The 16,714-nt window shown below is 33.2% G+C and carries 9 protein-coding genes; 4 read left to right on the top strand and 5 right to left on the bottom strand.

Annotated elements, in window-relative coordinates; translation table 11 throughout:
• Positions 1-35: 35 nt before the first annotated feature.
• Positions 36-2,543 (bottom strand): tetratricopeptide repeat protein, encoded by a 2,508-nt coding sequence (locus tag UABHE_RS09075; RefSeq protein WP_372369933.1) that lies wholly within the window; start codon positions 2,541-2,543, stop codon positions 36-38.
• 302 nt (positions 2,544-2,845) lie between these two features.
• Here UABHE_RS09075 and UABHE_RS09070 point away from each other — a divergent pair, with 302 nt between their 5' ends.
• Together UABHE_RS09070 and UABHE_RS09065 are read left to right on the top strand one after the other, a co-directional pair.
• Entirely contained in the window at positions 2,846-3,982 is a 1,137-nt protein-coding gene (locus UABHE_RS09070) for an NAD(P)H-dependent glycerol-3-phosphate dehydrogenase (RefSeq protein WP_372369932.1), read from the top strand.
• A 22-nt stretch (positions 3,983-4,004) separates the two neighbouring features.
• The gene (locus UABHE_RS09065) at positions 4,005-7,949 is read left to right on the top strand and encodes a protein kinase (protein WP_372369931.1); all 3,945 of its coding nucleotides are present in this window, start codon (positions 4,005-4,007) and stop codon (positions 7,947-7,949) included.
• On the opposite strand, the gene UABHE_RS09060 is transcribed toward UABHE_RS09065, so the two are convergent.
• Genes UABHE_RS09060 through UABHE_RS09050 form a run of 3 tightly spaced genes read right to left on the bottom strand, consistent with a single transcriptional unit; the run spans position 7,924 to position 11,840 of the window.
• The gene (locus tag UABHE_RS09060; protein ID WP_372369930.1) at positions 7,924-9,516 is read right to left on the bottom strand and encodes an ArnT family glycosyltransferase; all 1,593 of its coding nucleotides are present in this window, start codon (positions 9,514-9,516) and stop codon (positions 7,924-7,926) included. The genes UABHE_RS09065 and UABHE_RS09060 overlap by 26 nt on opposite strands.
• Positions 9,517-9,519: 3 nt before the next feature.
• Positions 9,520-10,314: a hypothetical protein gene (locus UABHE_RS09055; RefSeq protein WP_372369929.1), complete on the bottom strand. Its 795-nt coding sequence runs from the start codon at positions 10,312-10,314 to the stop codon at positions 9,520-9,522.
• Positions 10,315-10,316: 2 nt separating this feature from the next.
• Complete coding sequence (locus UABHE_RS09050) at positions 10,317-11,840, bottom strand: serine/threonine protein kinase (protein ID WP_372369928.1); 1,524 nt, start codon at positions 11,838-11,840, stop codon at positions 10,317-10,319.
• 1,251 nt (positions 11,841-13,091) lie between these two features.
• Here UABHE_RS09050 and UABHE_RS09045 point away from each other — a divergent pair.
• Together UABHE_RS09045 and UABHE_RS09040 are read left to right on the top strand one after the other, a co-directional pair.
• Positions 13,092-14,360, top strand: coding sequence for an NPCBM/NEW2 domain-containing protein (locus UABHE_RS09045; protein WP_372369927.1), 1,269 nt, complete (start codon positions 13,092-13,094; stop codon positions 14,358-14,360).
• Complete coding sequence (locus tag UABHE_RS09040) at positions 14,360-14,662, top strand: hypothetical protein (protein ID WP_372369926.1); 303 nt, start codon at positions 14,360-14,362, stop codon at positions 14,660-14,662. The genes UABHE_RS09045 and UABHE_RS09040 overlap by 1 nt, the downstream gene beginning before the upstream one ends.
• Positions 14,663-14,776: 114 nt before the next feature.
• On the opposite strand, the gene UABHE_RS09035 is transcribed toward UABHE_RS09040, so the two are convergent.
• Positions 14,777-16,639 (bottom strand): hypothetical protein, encoded by a 1,863-nt coding sequence (locus tag UABHE_RS09035; protein WP_372369925.1) that lies wholly within the window; start codon positions 16,637-16,639, stop codon positions 14,777-14,779.
• Positions 16,640-16,714 lie beyond the last annotated feature (75 nt).

The raw sequence follows: 16,714 nt of genomic DNA, 5'->3' as shown, positions 1-16,714 counted from the left end.
CTATTGTATGTTTAGGGCTAGTCATTAGATACATCCTATGACTTCCATTTCAATATTAGCTGGTTAGCTAATTCCTTTCGCTGCTCGGAGCTCATTTTTGGGTGATAGGTTTTAAGTAATTCAAAATTATTAGTTCGTACGCGCAGAATTTGAATGATGTAGTTGTAGTAGTTAATGTTTTGCACGTCTTTTACCAAGCCCTTTGCCAAAGCTAAATTTACCCCTGAATCTTTCGCATCAATTAAATTTTGACGCGCGCGATTGCGAATGTCATAATTACTATCGTTAAGCAAAAAAACGAGTATATCTATTTTACCCGAAATATCGACAAATGGCAATAAATTAAGAGCTTGCTCTCGCACTTTATCGTATGAGTCCAAAAACAATTCTTTAAATTTTGTTATACGATAATATTTTTGTTTTTTTAAACCCATAAGAGCTATATATCTGATTTCTTGTTGTTCTTTAAACAACAAATCATTCAAAAAATTCGGCATTTGCGAATCTTCCCAGAGTATTAAATTTTCCAAAGCGTGAATTTTAACTTTTTCGCTTTTGCCATGCAAAACTAATTTTTTAAGAACGGGAATTTGCTCTTGGCCTAAAGTTAAACTCATTTTCTCGATCACTTCATCCTGCTTTTGTTCATCACCATTTATATTTTCGATAAATAAAGGTAGTTTTTGTAAAATTTCAATAGGGGCTCCCCAAAACAATTTGCGAAAATTGTTAGATATTTCAAGGCGCCTTTTCTGTGGAACATCTTGAAATTCTTGAACAAGAATTGTTTCTAATTCAGAAACAGGCACTCCTATTTGCGCTAAAGCAACAAACAATTCTTTATCATATTTACTTTCTGTACGCAGAATATTTAGTAAAAGTGAAATCCCTTTTGAAGATTGTATATCAGAAATGCATTGTATAAAACTAGGGAGAATATCACTACTGTGTTTGTAGAGGCTTTGCAACCATGGCAAGGATATTTCTCCGATGTAACTCAAATCACTTAGCGTTTCGCGCTTTTGGTTTTTCGTATGAGAAGGAAAATGTGCGACAATTTCATCTAGTTGTAATTTTAATTCAGGAGAAGGATTTTGTGATTCAAAACTCCGAATTTTTTGGACAGACTGTTTTGCTAGTAACTTTATCTTATCTTCAACATCAAGTTGTTGTAACTCTGCAAAAAGAGTTTTGGCGCGCTTGTATCTTTCCATCTGCAAATATAAATACGCCATTTTTTCAACTACAGCAGCCCTTCGATGGTGTTTAGGATGGCGATCAATAAATTCTTCAAAATGATGTATTGCTCGTTCATATTGGTTATTCGCCAAAAAACTTTGCCCTTGAAAAAATAATGAACTACCAACAAAATCTACTTCCCAAGGAAAATCGCGTCTAAAATCAGAAAACATATCGATCGCCACCGAGAGCTTTTGCGAACGGTACAGAGTCATAGCTTGTCGATAATTAGCGAGAGATAAGTGGTGGCAAAGATATCTTTTATCGGAAAAGATATTTTGTAGTTGTTCTGAGCACTGAGAATAATTTTTCAGTTCGTAGTAACACATTGCCATCCAAAAATGCATGTCATGATTTAAAAAACTATCATGATAGTTTAGTGTAAATGTTTGACCTTTAGCGATTGCAGAACCGTAATTTTCAGTAAGATAACTTTTTAGAGCTTCGTTATACTTGGAAATAACACTTCGGTAGCGGCTTATCAAGTAATTATTCGCAAAAGTAGCCACTTTTTGGGTAAAAGTAGCAAAATCTTCTCCTGAAGATATACTAATTTGTTTTTCCCAATTTTTTTCATTGAAAACAATATTAGAAACAAAATCTTTTACTACGTTTTCTTCTCCGTATTTTTCTTTAAAGAAAATTAATAGAAAAATACCTTCTAACTTTGGAAATGGCTGCTGGCTTGTATTAAGGCCAACAACGGCTTTTTCTAGAGAAAAATTTTTGGTGTTTACAACGTGCAGCAAGAGTTGTTTTAGCTCATAATCGATAAATCCACATCCATAAGAAACAATACTTTTCCATAAAAACTCAGGTATTTTATCGTAATGATCTCCAGCTTTTTGACGCAATAAAACTTCAGCAATTGCTATTTTGTAAATAGTACTAAGGGGAACACTACCATTTTGTAAATGTTCACTAATGTATGTAATACGCCATATTTGTTTACTTGAATTTGCCTGGGGAGTGATCATGAATTTTTGATCTTTGTGTTGCGGTTGCCAATCCACATACTCAATTTCTAATGACAGTGAACGGTCTTGTAAAAAGCCTATTTTTTCCGCTAAGACTGTCTCAGTATCTTTTTTAGCTTTTAAAAGTTTTTGAGAACTCCAAAATCTATTTTTAAGAGAGTATTTACCGTGGTAGGGTAAGATATTTATCTTTTCTGATATTTCTTTTTTATCTACTTTCTTTACGCTTATATTCACATTTGCATTTTCAATATTCGGCGGATTATGTTGTTCGACAAATAAATCACAAGATGTAAGAATAATAAACCAAACTATATATTTTTTCATCGTATACTCCAAGTTGCCCTACATTGACTTTGATGTTCTTACAACGCTTTTAGATTTATAGTTTACAAAAAAGTTAAAATTGGTGTCATCAATTAGAGATGAGGTCACCTTGACTATTAGCTGTAATCGCTCTAAAATAAAGAAAAAAATTTATACATTTTATCTATTTTGGATTCTATGTTATAAATATTCAAACTTTAGAGAATAGCGTGTCAGTTAATATACTACTAGCAGAGAAATCATTTGACAATAAAAATTTATTATAAAAACTTGCATGGCAAATACTTGGAACGGAAGTAGTTATGAAAAAGATCGCAGTACTTGGAGCTGGAAGTTACGGAACAGCTATCGCATATCATTTGGCAAAGAAATTCGAAAATAGCAGAGAATATGATGTATGCCTCTATGCGCGCAGTAAGAGCATTGTAGAGGAGATAAACGGTCGTAACACAAATAATAAATACACGAAAACTATTTTGCCAAAAAATCTAGTTGCGCATAATTCTTTGCATGAAGCTATTGATAAAACTAACTATATTATTATGGGAGTTCCTGCACAATCTATACGTAGTTTAGCAAAGGAGCTTTCTGATATAGTAAAAGATAAAACAACGATCATTAATTTAGCAAAAGGTTTGGAGGTTGGATCTTTTAAGAGAATGTCGCAAGTAGTGAAGGAAGAGCTTGGGGCTATAAAACACGAAATTACATCGCTAGGAGGGCCAGCATTTTCAAAAGATATTTTTGCTCATCATCCCATAGGAGTGACTCTTGGAGGAAAAAATCACAAGACGCTACATGAAATTCGTTTGCTTTTCGATACAGAGACTTTCGACGTAAAAATAACCAAAGATGTCATTGGTGTTGAACTAGGAGGAGCTTTAAAAAATGTATTTGGCATTATGGCAGGAGTAATGTCAGGCACTGATATGGGTAGTAGTATCAATGGTGATTTTTTGACGCGAAGTATCGTTGATATGAAAGCAATTGCTTCGTATATGGGAGCAAGGCGCGCAACTCTTGATGGTAGAGCTGGCTTAGGAGACCTAGCCATTACCTGTACAGAAGGAAGCCGTAATTTTCGTTTTGGCCGCGAATTTGCCCAACAATATCAAAAAAATAGTACTTTAACTATAGATGTGTTGTTAAAAAATACCTTGGAAGCTTTACAAATAAAGACAGTCGAAGGTTTCTATACATTAGAACCCTTATATCAACTCTGTGAATCTAGTAATATGTTTGTGCCTATTGTAAATAATTTATATAAAATGTTATATCAAAGTGATTGCTCACCAGAAGAAGCGGTACATCGCTATAGAATACGTGATAAAATCCGCTCACGCGAAGCACGACTTACCATATCTAGAATTTTTTCTTTTTTATTTCCACGTATATGGTATCGCAGAGAGCGCGGTTTTTTCGGGGTGAAAAACTTATAAAGTAGATGTTGGAGGCAATACAATGGACAATGATCTTGACGATTCTTTTTTTGGTTCTCACGAAAGCAGCAATGAGACAAATGATAATGAGATCAGAAAGTACACGATCATTAAAGAATTAGGGCGCGGTGGTATGGGAGTAGTTTATCTTGCCCACAACAACTCTCTAATGCGCGATGTCGCTATAAAATTTGTTTTGGATTCAACAACAAGTAAAAGATTTTTGCGTGAAGCAAAAGCAATAGCAAGTCTTTCACACCCGCACATTATCAAAATACATAGTCTAGACTTTGAAGATGATAAACCTTATATTGAAATGGAATATATTCCTGGATGTGATTTAAAAGAATATCTTCAAGCCCATTCTTGTACTTTTAAACAAAAAGCAAGTCTATTGTTGCCCATCGTAGAAGCAGTTGCCTACGCACATCGAAAAAACATTATTCACCGCGATATCAAGCCTTCAAATATTCTTTTGAATGAAGAAGGCCATCCTTATTTAATGGATTTTGGCTTGGCTAAAATTACTAACATCGAAAATAAATCCCTAACTAAAACAGGTATGATGATAGGAAGCCTTGGATATATGTCACCAGAACAAGCAGAAGGATTACGTCGCAAAATCAATCATTTATCTGATATATATTGCTTGGGGTCAGTCCTTTATTTTGTTTGTTGTGGTTTTCCACCAATACGTGGAGAAAATCCTCTTGATCTTTTGTTACGTTCAGTAGAAGTTGATATTGTTCCCATGCGTTCTATCGTTCCTGATGTTCCGATAGAATTAGAGCATATTTGTTCAAAAGCTTTGCAAAAAGATCCCAAAAATCGTTATCAAAGTGCAGAGGCTTTTGCTGAAGATTTACACGCATATGTGAGTGGCAAGAGTATTTCAGTTAGCAAGAAACAGCTATGGTGGATGACATACAAACGACTGGTTGTCTTCGGGTCTCTATTTTGCATTTTATTTGTATGTGTAACAACATGGAGATTGCAAGTATCCAACGAAAAAACAGAAATCCAAATAACGGCAAAGAAACGTGGGCTGCAATCATTACAACTTGGTTTTTATAAAGAATCTCTTCTTGAGTTTAAAGATGCTTATCTAAAAAAAGAAATATCTAAGAACGATTACTACATGTATCTCGCTTTTGTATATGCAAAACTTAGCAACCAGGAGTTATTTTATAAATATCATGGCTTAACATCTTTAAAAAATCAAGATTCGTTTATATTACAGCTGGCAAAAGGCGAAATTCTTTACCATGAAAAAAAATGGCCAGAAGCACGAAAATACCTTACATCGGTGTGGAATAATGCGCAGAAAAGTTATAAAGTGTATGCTGGATATTACCTAGGGCAAATCTATTTTCGCCAAAAAAACTATACACAAGCGCACGATATTTTTGTAAAAATTAAAAAGCAAAATACTACTTTTTTATTCGAGTATATGGCATTGTTTTTTTTAGGAAAGACAGAGTACTTACTAGGTGAAAACAATGCTGAAAATTTAGAAATAGCATCAAAAAATATGCAATACTACGCTCCTACTCATTTATACCTAGGAAAAATGTATACACGAATCGGAAAATATCAGAAAGCATTAGTGTCTTTACAGCAGTGTTTGGAGTTGTATGAAGATGACAGTGTGTATACTGCCTTCGGCGATGTTTTACAAAAACAAAAAAAATATCAACAAGCGCTAAATATGTATAACAAAGCCCGCATGCTAAACAGTCTTAATATTGACGCTATCAATGGTATTGCGCAACTTGCAACGAAAAATATGTTTTACATTGAGCGCTACTATTCTAGAATGAAAAAAGAGTTAGAAAGTGCAACTTTCACTCCTCCAGACCTCTTAAAAAAATACATCGCTCCACTGCGCGAAATTTACAAGAAAGATTACTTACAAAAGCAAAAAATACAAAAACTTAATAGTTCAGTAGAGCATTTAAACCGTTTACTTTTAAAATTAATGTCGGTTGATGTCAAAATAAGAGATCGAGCCAAAAAAGGGCTATTTTTATTACGCTACAATAAAAAGTTAGGCATATTTTTAGCAAAATCAAAACCACAATTATATGAGCAAATAGTCAGCTTTCGAAAAAAAGAATTGTTACGTGTTAAATATTATATTTTAGCTGAGTCTTACTTTAGGCCTCAAATAATAAAAGAAATCTCATCAGAAAAGCTGATTACTACAGTCAAGGATACAACAGAAAGAACGGAGTATCGCTTTCTTGCAGCTTTAGGCCTCGTGCGAAAATTACAATTTGGTAAAGTTCGGCAATTAGCGACTAAAGGACTACAAAAAACTATATGTTGTGCGGCTTTGCGATACGCAAATCTCGGTTTTGATCTGCAAGCAAAGTTGAATGAATTTAAAGACCAATTTACACAGATTATTACCGCGAAAACATTAGCGATAAAACACATCGAATATGCACAGCAAATTTGGCGTAGTAATGATGAGTACGCTAGTTTTTTTATTTTGCAATCATTTATTCACTCTTCCAATCGTTTACCTTTCGAAGGAGAAAAAAAGCTAATTGCCCTAACAACAAGTAATAATTCCGATATTCGCAGCAATGCGTACTGCTTATTGCTTTCTTATTGGTTAAGCCAAAAAGAAATGAATAACTTGCAATTTAAAATGTTCGAAAATTCATGGTTAAAAGGAATGAAAGATTCACATGAAGATGTACGTTTAGCAGTTATGGAGAATATGGGAGGCGAGATTGTAACACCAAAAATAAGAACGTTTCTAAACAAAGTAAGACCAAATAAGGATGATACTTTACTTACTAAAATAAAAATGATTAGAACACTTGCCATAAAATCATGCCTGGAACCCTTAAGTCTTTACTACAAAAATAAAAATGAAGACCCTATTATAAGAATGTATGCTATAGAAAAAAAAGTAGAGGTTCTTGTTCGTGCCTCTTTCTTTCCTAGTAAAAATAGTAAATATATTCGTAGTAACTCTGTGAATATAAAAGTTTTTATAAATAGTAAAAACATATTCTTACGGGCATATGGGCACATGATGCACAGCGCTATGTTAGGTGGAGTGCTTCATTTTCTCAAAGAAGAAAATGATGATAATATTAAAGCGGCTATTATACTTAGTTCTTCTATAGGTGAAGGCTCTGCGAGTTCTTCATTCTTTAAGGTTGGGCAAAAAAATATACGAAAAATTTTTCAATACAAAGAGATGCCAAAGATAAACCAACAACAGAAAATGAAGATGATTAGTAAGTTTTTTCAATCTAATTCTGAAAATCTAAGATTGAGTGCTTACTTTGGCAGTACTTATTATGGTACTAAAGAACAACGAAAAAAACTTGTAGAGCAAGCAAAAATGAGCGATGACTCATATATTAAAAAAGGAGTTGCTATGGCTTTGTTTTTTAAAATACGAGATAAAATTGAGCATTTTAATCTACAAACTCAGCTTGAAATTTACTTAGGTTTAACGAGTTTTGAAAAAGCAAATTATTTATTTACTCGAGAATATAAAACGTTATTGAAAATAGAGAGGAGACGAATAAATTATCGCAAAGAACTACAAGAGATATTATTGTTAGATCCGAATGAAGCTGATCACCATTACTATATTGCTTTGGTGTATTTAGCTGAAAATAAGACTAGCAAGGCGAAGTTACATTTGCAAAAAGCAGTTGCATTAGAAGAGCGTTTTGTGTTTTTTGTCGAACTTGCGAAGATTTTCAAGAAAGAAAAAACCCCAATACCGAAAGAAATTTTATATAAAATGCTAGATATCACCTCAAAGCGCAAAGTTTACCCTTTAATTCTTCGCGAACTCAAAAATATCAAATTACCTGAAGTTCATCAAATTTTTAAGCAAAATTATTTATTCTACGCTGCACCTAGCAATTCTAAACTTGTTAAGGAAAGAAACAAAACTTGGCAAAATCTTATTTCTTTTCAAAAAAATAAATAACAAAACGACCTTTTTCATATTGATATATACATCGATAGTTAAGGCGTAAGTACTCTTTTAGTTGTGGTGATGTATTTAACCAGTCATTTTCTTTCCGTGAATGATAATAAAAATAGCGGCATGTCGGATATTTTTTTTCGAGTTCCAAATAATCTTCTTTTTGTACAGGTAACCACAATGCTTGCCTATTCGTTCGCCAGGATAACTCAAAAGGTATGTTTGTTGCTATGCAAGAATCTTCTTTTGTGTTTTCTTTAATAAACGCCATTGATTGTTGCGTTGGTAATTTTTGTAGTTGTGACCCACTAGATGTATTTAGTATTGTAATTGTGCTAAGTGCCGCGCACCCAAAAATGAGAATATATAGCTTTTTCCAACAAATTCGGGAAAGATATTCACCGCAAACAAATATAGTACCTACAGTAATAAACGGAAGACAGTGTCTGATAACAGGATGAATAAATGATAAAACAAGTATTTGAAGTAATATGCCAATAATAAAAACAAAATAAAAACTTTTTTGGCTGTTATTTTTATAAAATAATAACGAGAATAATGCTACTAAAAATATCAAAGAGTATAATGAAAATTGGCGATTTTGTACACGCGTAAAGTTTGCCCATGAATTTTCCTGAGGTAGCGCACCTATTTTTTGCCATTTTGGAAAAAAGAATGAAGGTATTTTATTGGTATGAAGAGGGTTCAGTCCGACTGCTTGCGGCCAATAATACAACCAACTATAGTAGAGAGTTTTTTCTAAAACACTATTTGGGTTGTTGTAAACATACTCGAGGGGAGATTCTACTTTTAAATTGCGATACACTGTGTAATGGGGATAATCTGAAGTGAACAGTGCAACTTCATGTCTTTGTAATGTAAAAAAAGGTGATAAATCATTCGATATATTACGTATGCACCAAGGGCTCAATCCAATAAAAAAAGCACAAGCTACTTTTATTAAAAATTCTTTCTTAATGTGTTTGTCTTTGTATTGTAAAAGTAAATAAACGGCAATCGATGGTAAGAAAAAAAGAAAATTGTAACGCGTTAGATAAGTAATCGCACAACTAAATCCTAATAAATAAGGTTTTTTGCAACGATGTAAAAGATAAACGCACAATGAAAACAACAAGCAAAAAACAGGTTCGCGTAAACAATTGAGTGTGTACCAACAAATTTCAGGAGAAAAACCAATCAAAGCACTCGCAATAACAGCCGTTTTTTCATTGTACATTGATCTTGCAAGTACAAAAACTATAGCAACAAAAGCTAGATGTGCAAACATACAAAGTATTAGAATCGCTATTTCTGATGAACCGAATATTTTAAAGAAAACAGCAATCATGAGAGGATATACAGGAGGACGCCACATATCAATATTTTGTTGTTTTTGCTTTTCAACTGTTAATGGTATAGTTACAGAGCTGTGAAAAAGCTTACCATTATTAATATTTCGTGCTAATTGTGCATAATCATACCCATCCTGAACTCTTAATCCAGAATATTTAAGAGATACAGAAACCGATAAAAATACAAAAATGAATAGAAATATATGTTTTGCTTTCATAACTTATGTCAAACGATGGTCCTGGTATTTTTTGCCCCCACTTTGGACCTTATGTTCTTTGATATTATAAAGTTTTTGATCTTGGTATTTTTCACCGCAACCTTGAATCTTGCGATCTTTGATATCATAAAGTTTTTGATCTTGGTATTTTTCACCGCAACCTTGAATCTTGCGATCTTTGATATCATAAAGTTTTTGATCTTGATATTTTTCACCACAACCTTGAATTTTACGATCTTTGATATCATAAAGTTTTTGGTCTTGGTATTTATTTTTTTTAGTGAATTTTTCAATTTTCGAATTCACCTGCCTAACAGGTTGATTGATTCTTTGTTGTTTTATGTTTGTTTTCGAATTTACCTGCTTAATAGGTTGATTGATTCTTTGCGGTGATTGTGGTTTTATATTTGTTCTCGAATTCACCTGTCTAATAGGTTGATTGATTCTTTGTTGAGAGTTTTTTTGCGGCGGTTGTGGTTTTATATTTGTTTTTTTTTGGTTTATAATAGGATTTGATGTGTTTTTTGAAGCACCAAAATTAATTTTTTGTGAAGAAAATGATATTGGTGTTTTTTGGTTTGGTGGGACTACCTTGTTTTTTGGTGCTGGATTTTGTTCTACTACGCGGGTTTTTTTTGGTAGTGCCGCAGTTTTAGGTGCTTTTGGAAAATTTGAGTTTATAGAAGCCAACTTTTCCGCGCTACTCTTTATTGGTAAAGACGTAGGCTTTTTTTTCAAAGCATTTGAAAGTTGTTTGCGATTAACACTACCAAAAATACTCTTCTTTTTTTCATCCATTGCTATGCTTTTTTCTCTGGTATTCTTTTTTCTTGTACATACTTAGCAATAGGTTGGCCAGTAATCATACTGCGTCTTACGCCGCGAAGAATAGCTTGGAAATCGTTTGTGTGCAGATATTCTTTGTCTATTAAAATTTGACCTACAGAACGATATTTTCCCATAACAATGGTGTTCGAATAAATACGAGAAGTTCTTTCTATTTGAGTTTGGGTTAAAACTTTATTTTCTAAAGCTGCTTTCAAAACCGTTTTACCTTCCTCACTCATAAGAAATGATTTTATGGAAGCATATATTTTCTGTCGTTTACCTTCGTCAATTTTTCCTTGGGATAGAAGGAGTGCACCTACACCTTTATTTCCGCCTGCCTTATATGTTTTGGCTTCATTAATTTCTGCTGGAGATAAAAGATTATTTGATCCGCACGATTTAAAAAAACAATCATCAAAACGGTCCAATAAAAACTGAATTTTAGCTTTGTGTAAAAGACTTCTTTGTTGATGAGAAATAATTTTTTGCTCTACCATTATATCTGATATGTCAAGTTCAACTCCCATTAAAAACAGACTTTCTTGGCGATTTAGACAAGCTTCCATCTTCGCTGGTATTGTGACTTTATTGTGTATAGCGATTTGTCCCAATAAAACATCGCTTTGGTTTGGAGCATAGCACTCATAAAATCTTGCAGAAATAGTTCGCTTTTTAACAGGTTCACTAATACGTTTTTTTAAATCTTTTACTAACCCAGAAAAACTTTGGTAGCGTTCCCCTTTGTCTTTCTTCATCATCATGTCTACAACTTGACATGTTTCATCTGAAATTTTAGGGTTTCTTTCTTGAATATGTGGAGGAGATGATTCAAGTAGTCTTGTCATAATAGTGATCGGATCAGGGCCATCAAAGGGAGGAGATCCTGTTAACATATGATAAAAAGTCGCACCTAAACTGAAGATATCACTTCTTTCATCAAGATTTTCTTCTCCTTGAGCTTGCTCAGGTGACATGTAATGTGGAGTACCGAGAACAGTACCCATTACAGTAAGCTTATTGTCACTTTCTGTAGATTTTGCAAGTCCAAGATCACAAAGTTTTGCTTTGCTTTCTACAGTAATCATTATATTATCTGGCTTTATATCACGATGTATAATTCCAAACTTAGCAGCATATTCCAAAGCACTTGCTATTTGTAAAATAATTTCAAGAGCTTTTTGTTCTTGATAAGTACCATTGGTGATGATTTTCTTTTTTACAGTTGTACCATCAATAAATTCCATCACATAGTATAGACGACCCTTAAATTCTCCGGCAGCACACGCTGAAATAATATGAGGGTGATTTAGCTGTATTGTTTGGCGAATTTCTCTTTTAAAACGATCTACAGCACGAGGGTTACCAGACAAATCATCTGACAAAATCTTGATAGCAACAAGGTTATTATTTTTTATATCTCGCCCTTTAAAGACGTCTCCCATTGCTCCGCTACCAATTTTTTCAACGACCTCGTAATCTCCAATCCTGTATGGCATACGGCTAACTTTCGATAAAGATGTATAGTGATTTGTTATTATTGACTAGGCTGCAAAAATTATCTCAACCTGTTTATTACAATAGATTTTTATTAACTCTTAATTATATACTACTTACATGCATCTGTCAATGTTTATCGCGCTCTTAATAATAATTTCGAAAATAAAGATTTAAACTGTCTTGAAAAAAACTTTTATATAGGTAAAAGTATAAGTGGTATTTGTATATAGTTATAACATAGGTAACCACATCGTATTTCTGTTACATATATCAAAATATTCTCAAAACGCTTAGCACTAACATAAAAACAAATGTATTTTGATAAAACCGTTCTCAATTGACCCACGGTCATAATTAATGAAAGCAAGTGCATTATAGCATATTATAACATTCGCAATTATAATTGTAAATAATGTTTTTGGGAAGAAAATAGCTTTTAAGTATTGTAACTAGTGCTTATAATAGTTTGCAAAAGTTTTGACAAATATACATCTGTTAAACTTTTACTTTAAAAGGTATATACTTTTCTGGATATACTACAATACCCTCTATCCTGTTAACAAAAGTATTCAGGATTGCTTATTTTAAGCAAGTCGCAAAAAGTTTTTAAGAGCACGCAGCTTGCCTTTGAGTATCATAGCGGCGTTGAGCCTTCGATTGCATAGCTACAGTTATGTGCCTCTCAGGCTGTCTTGCTCTGACACTTAAATTCTATGCTGACTTGAAACGTGCTCAAAAACTTTTTGGACTCACCTAACTCTAATTGATTCACTTGATTTTTTTGTTTATACTGAAATATTCCGTATCAAAATAAGTGTCTTGAGTTTTGTAAATTTATTATAACTTTTCCAAATTTTCTGTCAAAGTTATATTTTTAGCTGGGACATGTCATCATTCAACATGAAATGCTTTGAGCCTGTTTACGAGCTTGAGCCCGTTTTCGTCTTCAGGTAAAATTAGAAAGAATTATGTCTTTTATAAGTTATAGTAACGTGTACTCGTTTTATCGAAGCTCAAGTAAAAGCTTGGGGATCGGGCTCGGGCTTTAAAAATAAACAATATTTTTGAATGATGACAGACCTTAAATAAAGGACAACATTTGAATATTTTATCGCTATTTCCGGTAAAGCTTTGTAATACTAGCAAGTGATATGTCGGGTGCGCCAGCATTTAGGTTTTGTACAGAGGTAGTATGGATTGTGCTCTACTTTTTAAAGTAACAGTGTCAGTCTTCGAAGGCCTAAATTATAATGAAAATGAATGCCGACACAAGTTTTGATTATTCTCAGAAGGGAGATACGAAGGAAGTCCTTCGTTATAAAGCAATGAAACACACATTATTTTTTATATTATTTTTGTTTGCTGCCCATACACATGCAAATTTCGAAATCTCTACAATTAGTAACAAAACATATGTAGGTAATATTGTTAATTTTAACAAAAGTAAACAACAAATATCGTTCTTATCAGTTAATGGAAGAACAACAAACATTTCTTGTAAAGATATTGTTAAAGTTGAGAATATTACGAGTGTACCAAAACCCAATGGAATGCAAAAAATTGTTTTAAGCGATAGCTCCATTTTATACGGAAAAATAACCGATGGATCTTCGCAAGCAATTGGAATCCAAACAAATCTACTTGATTTTAAAGATATTAATTTAGTATACATCAAAGATGTGTACTTCAACAATTCGGTCACCCAAGGTCCAGTAAATACATCAGAAAATGATATTCTTTATTTTAAATCTGGTGATGTAATGCAGGGTATTATTGAGCAGTTTGGACAAGGGTTCGTTCAAATTGAACACGAACAACTAGGTAGAAGAAAAGAATTGTTCAATAATTTAACCAGAGTAAGTTTTGCAGCATTAGAGCCACTTGAGGACCAACGTTTTTCAACAAATATTGTTGGCTTTGATAATAGTGACCTCTCAGGAGATATAGAAAATATAAGCAATGGAATTGTATTCTTAAAAACAGTAATGGAGGGGACTTTACAAATACCACTTAGCAAAATTCGCTTTCTATTCTTTAAAAATGGAGGCTTTGTCTATCTTTCAGATTTAGATTCAAAAAAAATTAAAAATAAATACACTCCTTACTTTCCAAATACCATTATCAAAGATATTGTAAAGCGCGACCAGAGTTACTCAGGAAAACCTTTACAAATTCGCGGCCAGCGTTTCTTTAAAGGCTTGGGAGTTATTTCCAAAACAGAAATTAGCGTGAATCTCGATAGAAAATTTAAAAAATTTCGTTGCTATGTCGGGATTGATGATGAAATTGCAGAACGCTATAAAAAACAAAGCAATTTTCTAGGTGGAAGTGTTGTTTTTCGAATTTTGCTAGATGGAAAAGTTGCTTATGAGAGTGATATTGTATACCATTTCTCTGCTATTGTTCCTATTGATATTAGTATTAAAAACAAAAGTGTAATGACTCTTGTTGTCGATTTTGGGGACAATGCTCATGTAAATGATTATGCAAATTGGGGAGATGCTATACTGGTGCGCTAATGACAGTAGAAAAATGGATACATACACTGGTAGGTGTTGTTGTTGGAATGATGCTCTCTTTTGTTTTTTTAATTAGTCAAGGAGTATTGCTTTATACGGCAAATAACTTTATGTCAAGTGAGTTTGTTATACTTAGAATTTTATCTTGGCTACTAGATATATCGAGTGGTTTACTTGTACTATTAGTATTTTTTGTTGCTTTTTCTAGCTTACGTAAAAATAAAAAAACACCTACTGTTATTGCAAATTTAGTACTAATAACCACTTGTTTTATTTATGTACTTTGGTGGATTTTTCATTAAAGATTTGAACCTGTAGTTCAGAATTGTCTGGGTAACTGTGATCGTTTTAAAAAGAAACTAGAGATTTTTCTCTTTAAAACAATCACAACCAAGGTTCCTGATCTAATTGATTGCTTACTTATTGTGTTTACCAATGCGCCAGGCTTTAACTGTTCCATAATATAAATTAACAATAAAAGTTATATTTGTCTTGGGAAAGTAGAAGCATTGTTCTATATTCTTATCACCTTGGCTAGGGTTATATTGGAGATGTGCACCTAATTTTCTTACATAGTAATTGCTGTTCCATTTTTTACTTGTTGCAATATCTTTAATTGCCCACAACTGTAATTTATATTGACTTGCTTCTTTACTGTTATTTTCTTTGCTTACAACAATTTTTTTCTTCATTTCTAATTTTTTACTGTAACCACGTCTTTGCTTTTCTTTTTTTATATACTTGCCTTCATAGTTTTTAAGGACTGTATAGGCGCTTTTTTCCTTCCAACTTCGATAAAGATCGCAATAGAGGGTAACAATAACAGAGCCTTCGTGCAGCTTCTGTATTTGCTGACCTTCTGATGTAACAATAGTAGTTGCAGGTATTTTTAGCGCTTGAAAAGTATTATTGTGTACAATTGCAGTAGCACGCCCTACTTTTTTGCCATACTCTTTATTTATCGAAATTTCTAGTTGTGTTCCACTAGGAAAATTCGTTTGCCCCAAAACATAAATATAACCACCTTTGGCGTAAATTTTAGGTTTAATCATTAGCTTAATTTTTTTGGCCACTACTTTGGTCGGTGCTTTTTTATTCTCTGATAATTTTTTTTCTTTGTTTGTTGCGATATTCACTTCAGTATTAGAGTTTTTAATGTGGAGGAAAGAGACTATAAAGAACAAAAACGGGATTAGTACTGCTGCTGCTATTGCTCCCCGAATGTCATACGCACGTTTAATATTGTGAATTACAAAATATTTTTGATTTCCAGTAGAAATGATCGATAGTTTTTCTTGCCTGGATTTAAGATCTCTACCATAAATAAGGAGTAGCGGTTCGTTGTTTGAAATTGTAATTTTTTCTTTATAAACAAAGTGAATTTTATCTGTAGCTTTTCCTTGTAACTGCCAATGATGTTCCACTTGTTGGTTTTGCTCTTTTATTGAAGACTCTAGTAAAACATACTCTGAAAAGCGAAATGAATGTTGGCAGGTATCACATCTCTTTTCATAGATATATTGATTTTCCATTGAGATAAAGCGATGCGCTGTGTGGCAACGAGGGCATTTACAGTGACTTACACCAACTGGTTCCTTTTCATCGTGGATATTTACTTTTTCTTCTTCAGACCAGGCGTTGGGGTTTATTTCACTTTGATTCTCTGAGAAAACTTCAATTTGTGAATCTTCATAAATATCTGCTTCCTCTTCATCATACCAAGAGTCTTCATCAAAAGCCTCTTCTTCATCAAAAGCCTCTTCTTCATCAAAAACCTCTTCTTCATCAAAAGCCTCTTCTTCGCCGGAAATATTGTCAATGTTCTCGGAAACAGGTATATCTTCAGCTTCATCAGGAATATCATCAACATAGCTATCTGGCAGATATTCAATTTCAGATGCCTCGTAAATATCATAATCATTTTCAGACATTTCATACACATCAGGCATCACTTCTGGTACTTCATAAACCTTGCTTTCAACTTCAACAACAGAATCTTCGAAGACTTCCTCTTCTATATCTTGCACAACAGTAGCTTTGTAATCATCACCAATATAATTGGTATTCGAATCGTCAAACGTTTCGGCCGCATTTTCAACTTGTGTCGCACGATAGCGATCTACTATTTTATCCCCTGTACTTTCACTTGTGCTTTGAACTTCATCATCTTCAAACCACATAAATGGATCATTCATTTCGGTAGGGTACTGACACTTCGGACACTTTGTACTGGTATCGGAATACGTTGCACTGCATTTTTTGCAAGTAATAGACGGCATATAGCAATTCCTTCTTTAACGAATTTTTCAAGCTGCGTTGGAAAACCATCTCTGTAAAAGAGTAGATTAATAACA

It is taken from the genome of Candidatus Uabimicrobium helgolandensis, from assembly GCF_041508025.1.
Taxonomy (GTDB): domain Bacteria; phylum Planctomycetota; class Uabimicrobiia; order Uabimicrobiales; family Uabimicrobiaceae; genus Uabimicrobium; species Uabimicrobium helgolandensis.
Note: the sequence above shows the minus strand (reverse complement) of the source record. Positions and strands in the feature narration are given on the sequence as shown.

Bases quoted from the DNA above. Each gene is read 5' to 3' on its own strand.
- UABHE_RS09075 (WP_372369933.1), bottom strand. From the start codon at position 2,543: ATGAAAAAATATATAGTTTGGTTTATTATTCTTACATCTTGTGATTTA.
- UABHE_RS09070 (WP_372369932.1), top strand. From the start codon at position 2,846: ATGAAAAAGATCGCAGTACTTGGAGCTGGAAGTTACGGAACAGCTATC.
- UABHE_RS09065 (WP_372369931.1), top strand. From the start codon at position 4,005: ATGGACAATGATCTTGACGATTCTTTTTTTGGTTCTCACGAAAGCAGC.
- UABHE_RS09060 (WP_372369930.1), bottom strand. From the start codon at position 9,516: ATGAAAGCAAAACATATATTTCTATTCATTTTTGTATTTTTATCGGTT.
- UABHE_RS09055 (WP_372369929.1), bottom strand. From the start codon at position 10,314: ATGGATGAAAAAAAGAAGAGTATTTTTGGTAGTGTTAATCGCAAACAA.
- UABHE_RS09050 (WP_372369928.1), bottom strand. From the start codon at position 11,840: ATGCCATACAGGATTGGAGATTACGAGGTCGTTGAAAAAATTGGTAGC.
- UABHE_RS09045 (WP_372369927.1), top strand. From the start codon at position 13,092: ATGAAAATGAATGCCGACACAAGTTTTGATTATTCTCAGAAGGGAGAT.
- UABHE_RS09040 (WP_372369926.1), top strand. From the start codon at position 14,360: ATGACAGTAGAAAAATGGATACATACACTGGTAGGTGTTGTTGTTGGA.
- UABHE_RS09035 (WP_372369925.1), bottom strand. From the start codon at position 16,639: ATGCCGTCTATTACTTGCAAAAAATGCAGTGCAACGTATTCCGATACC.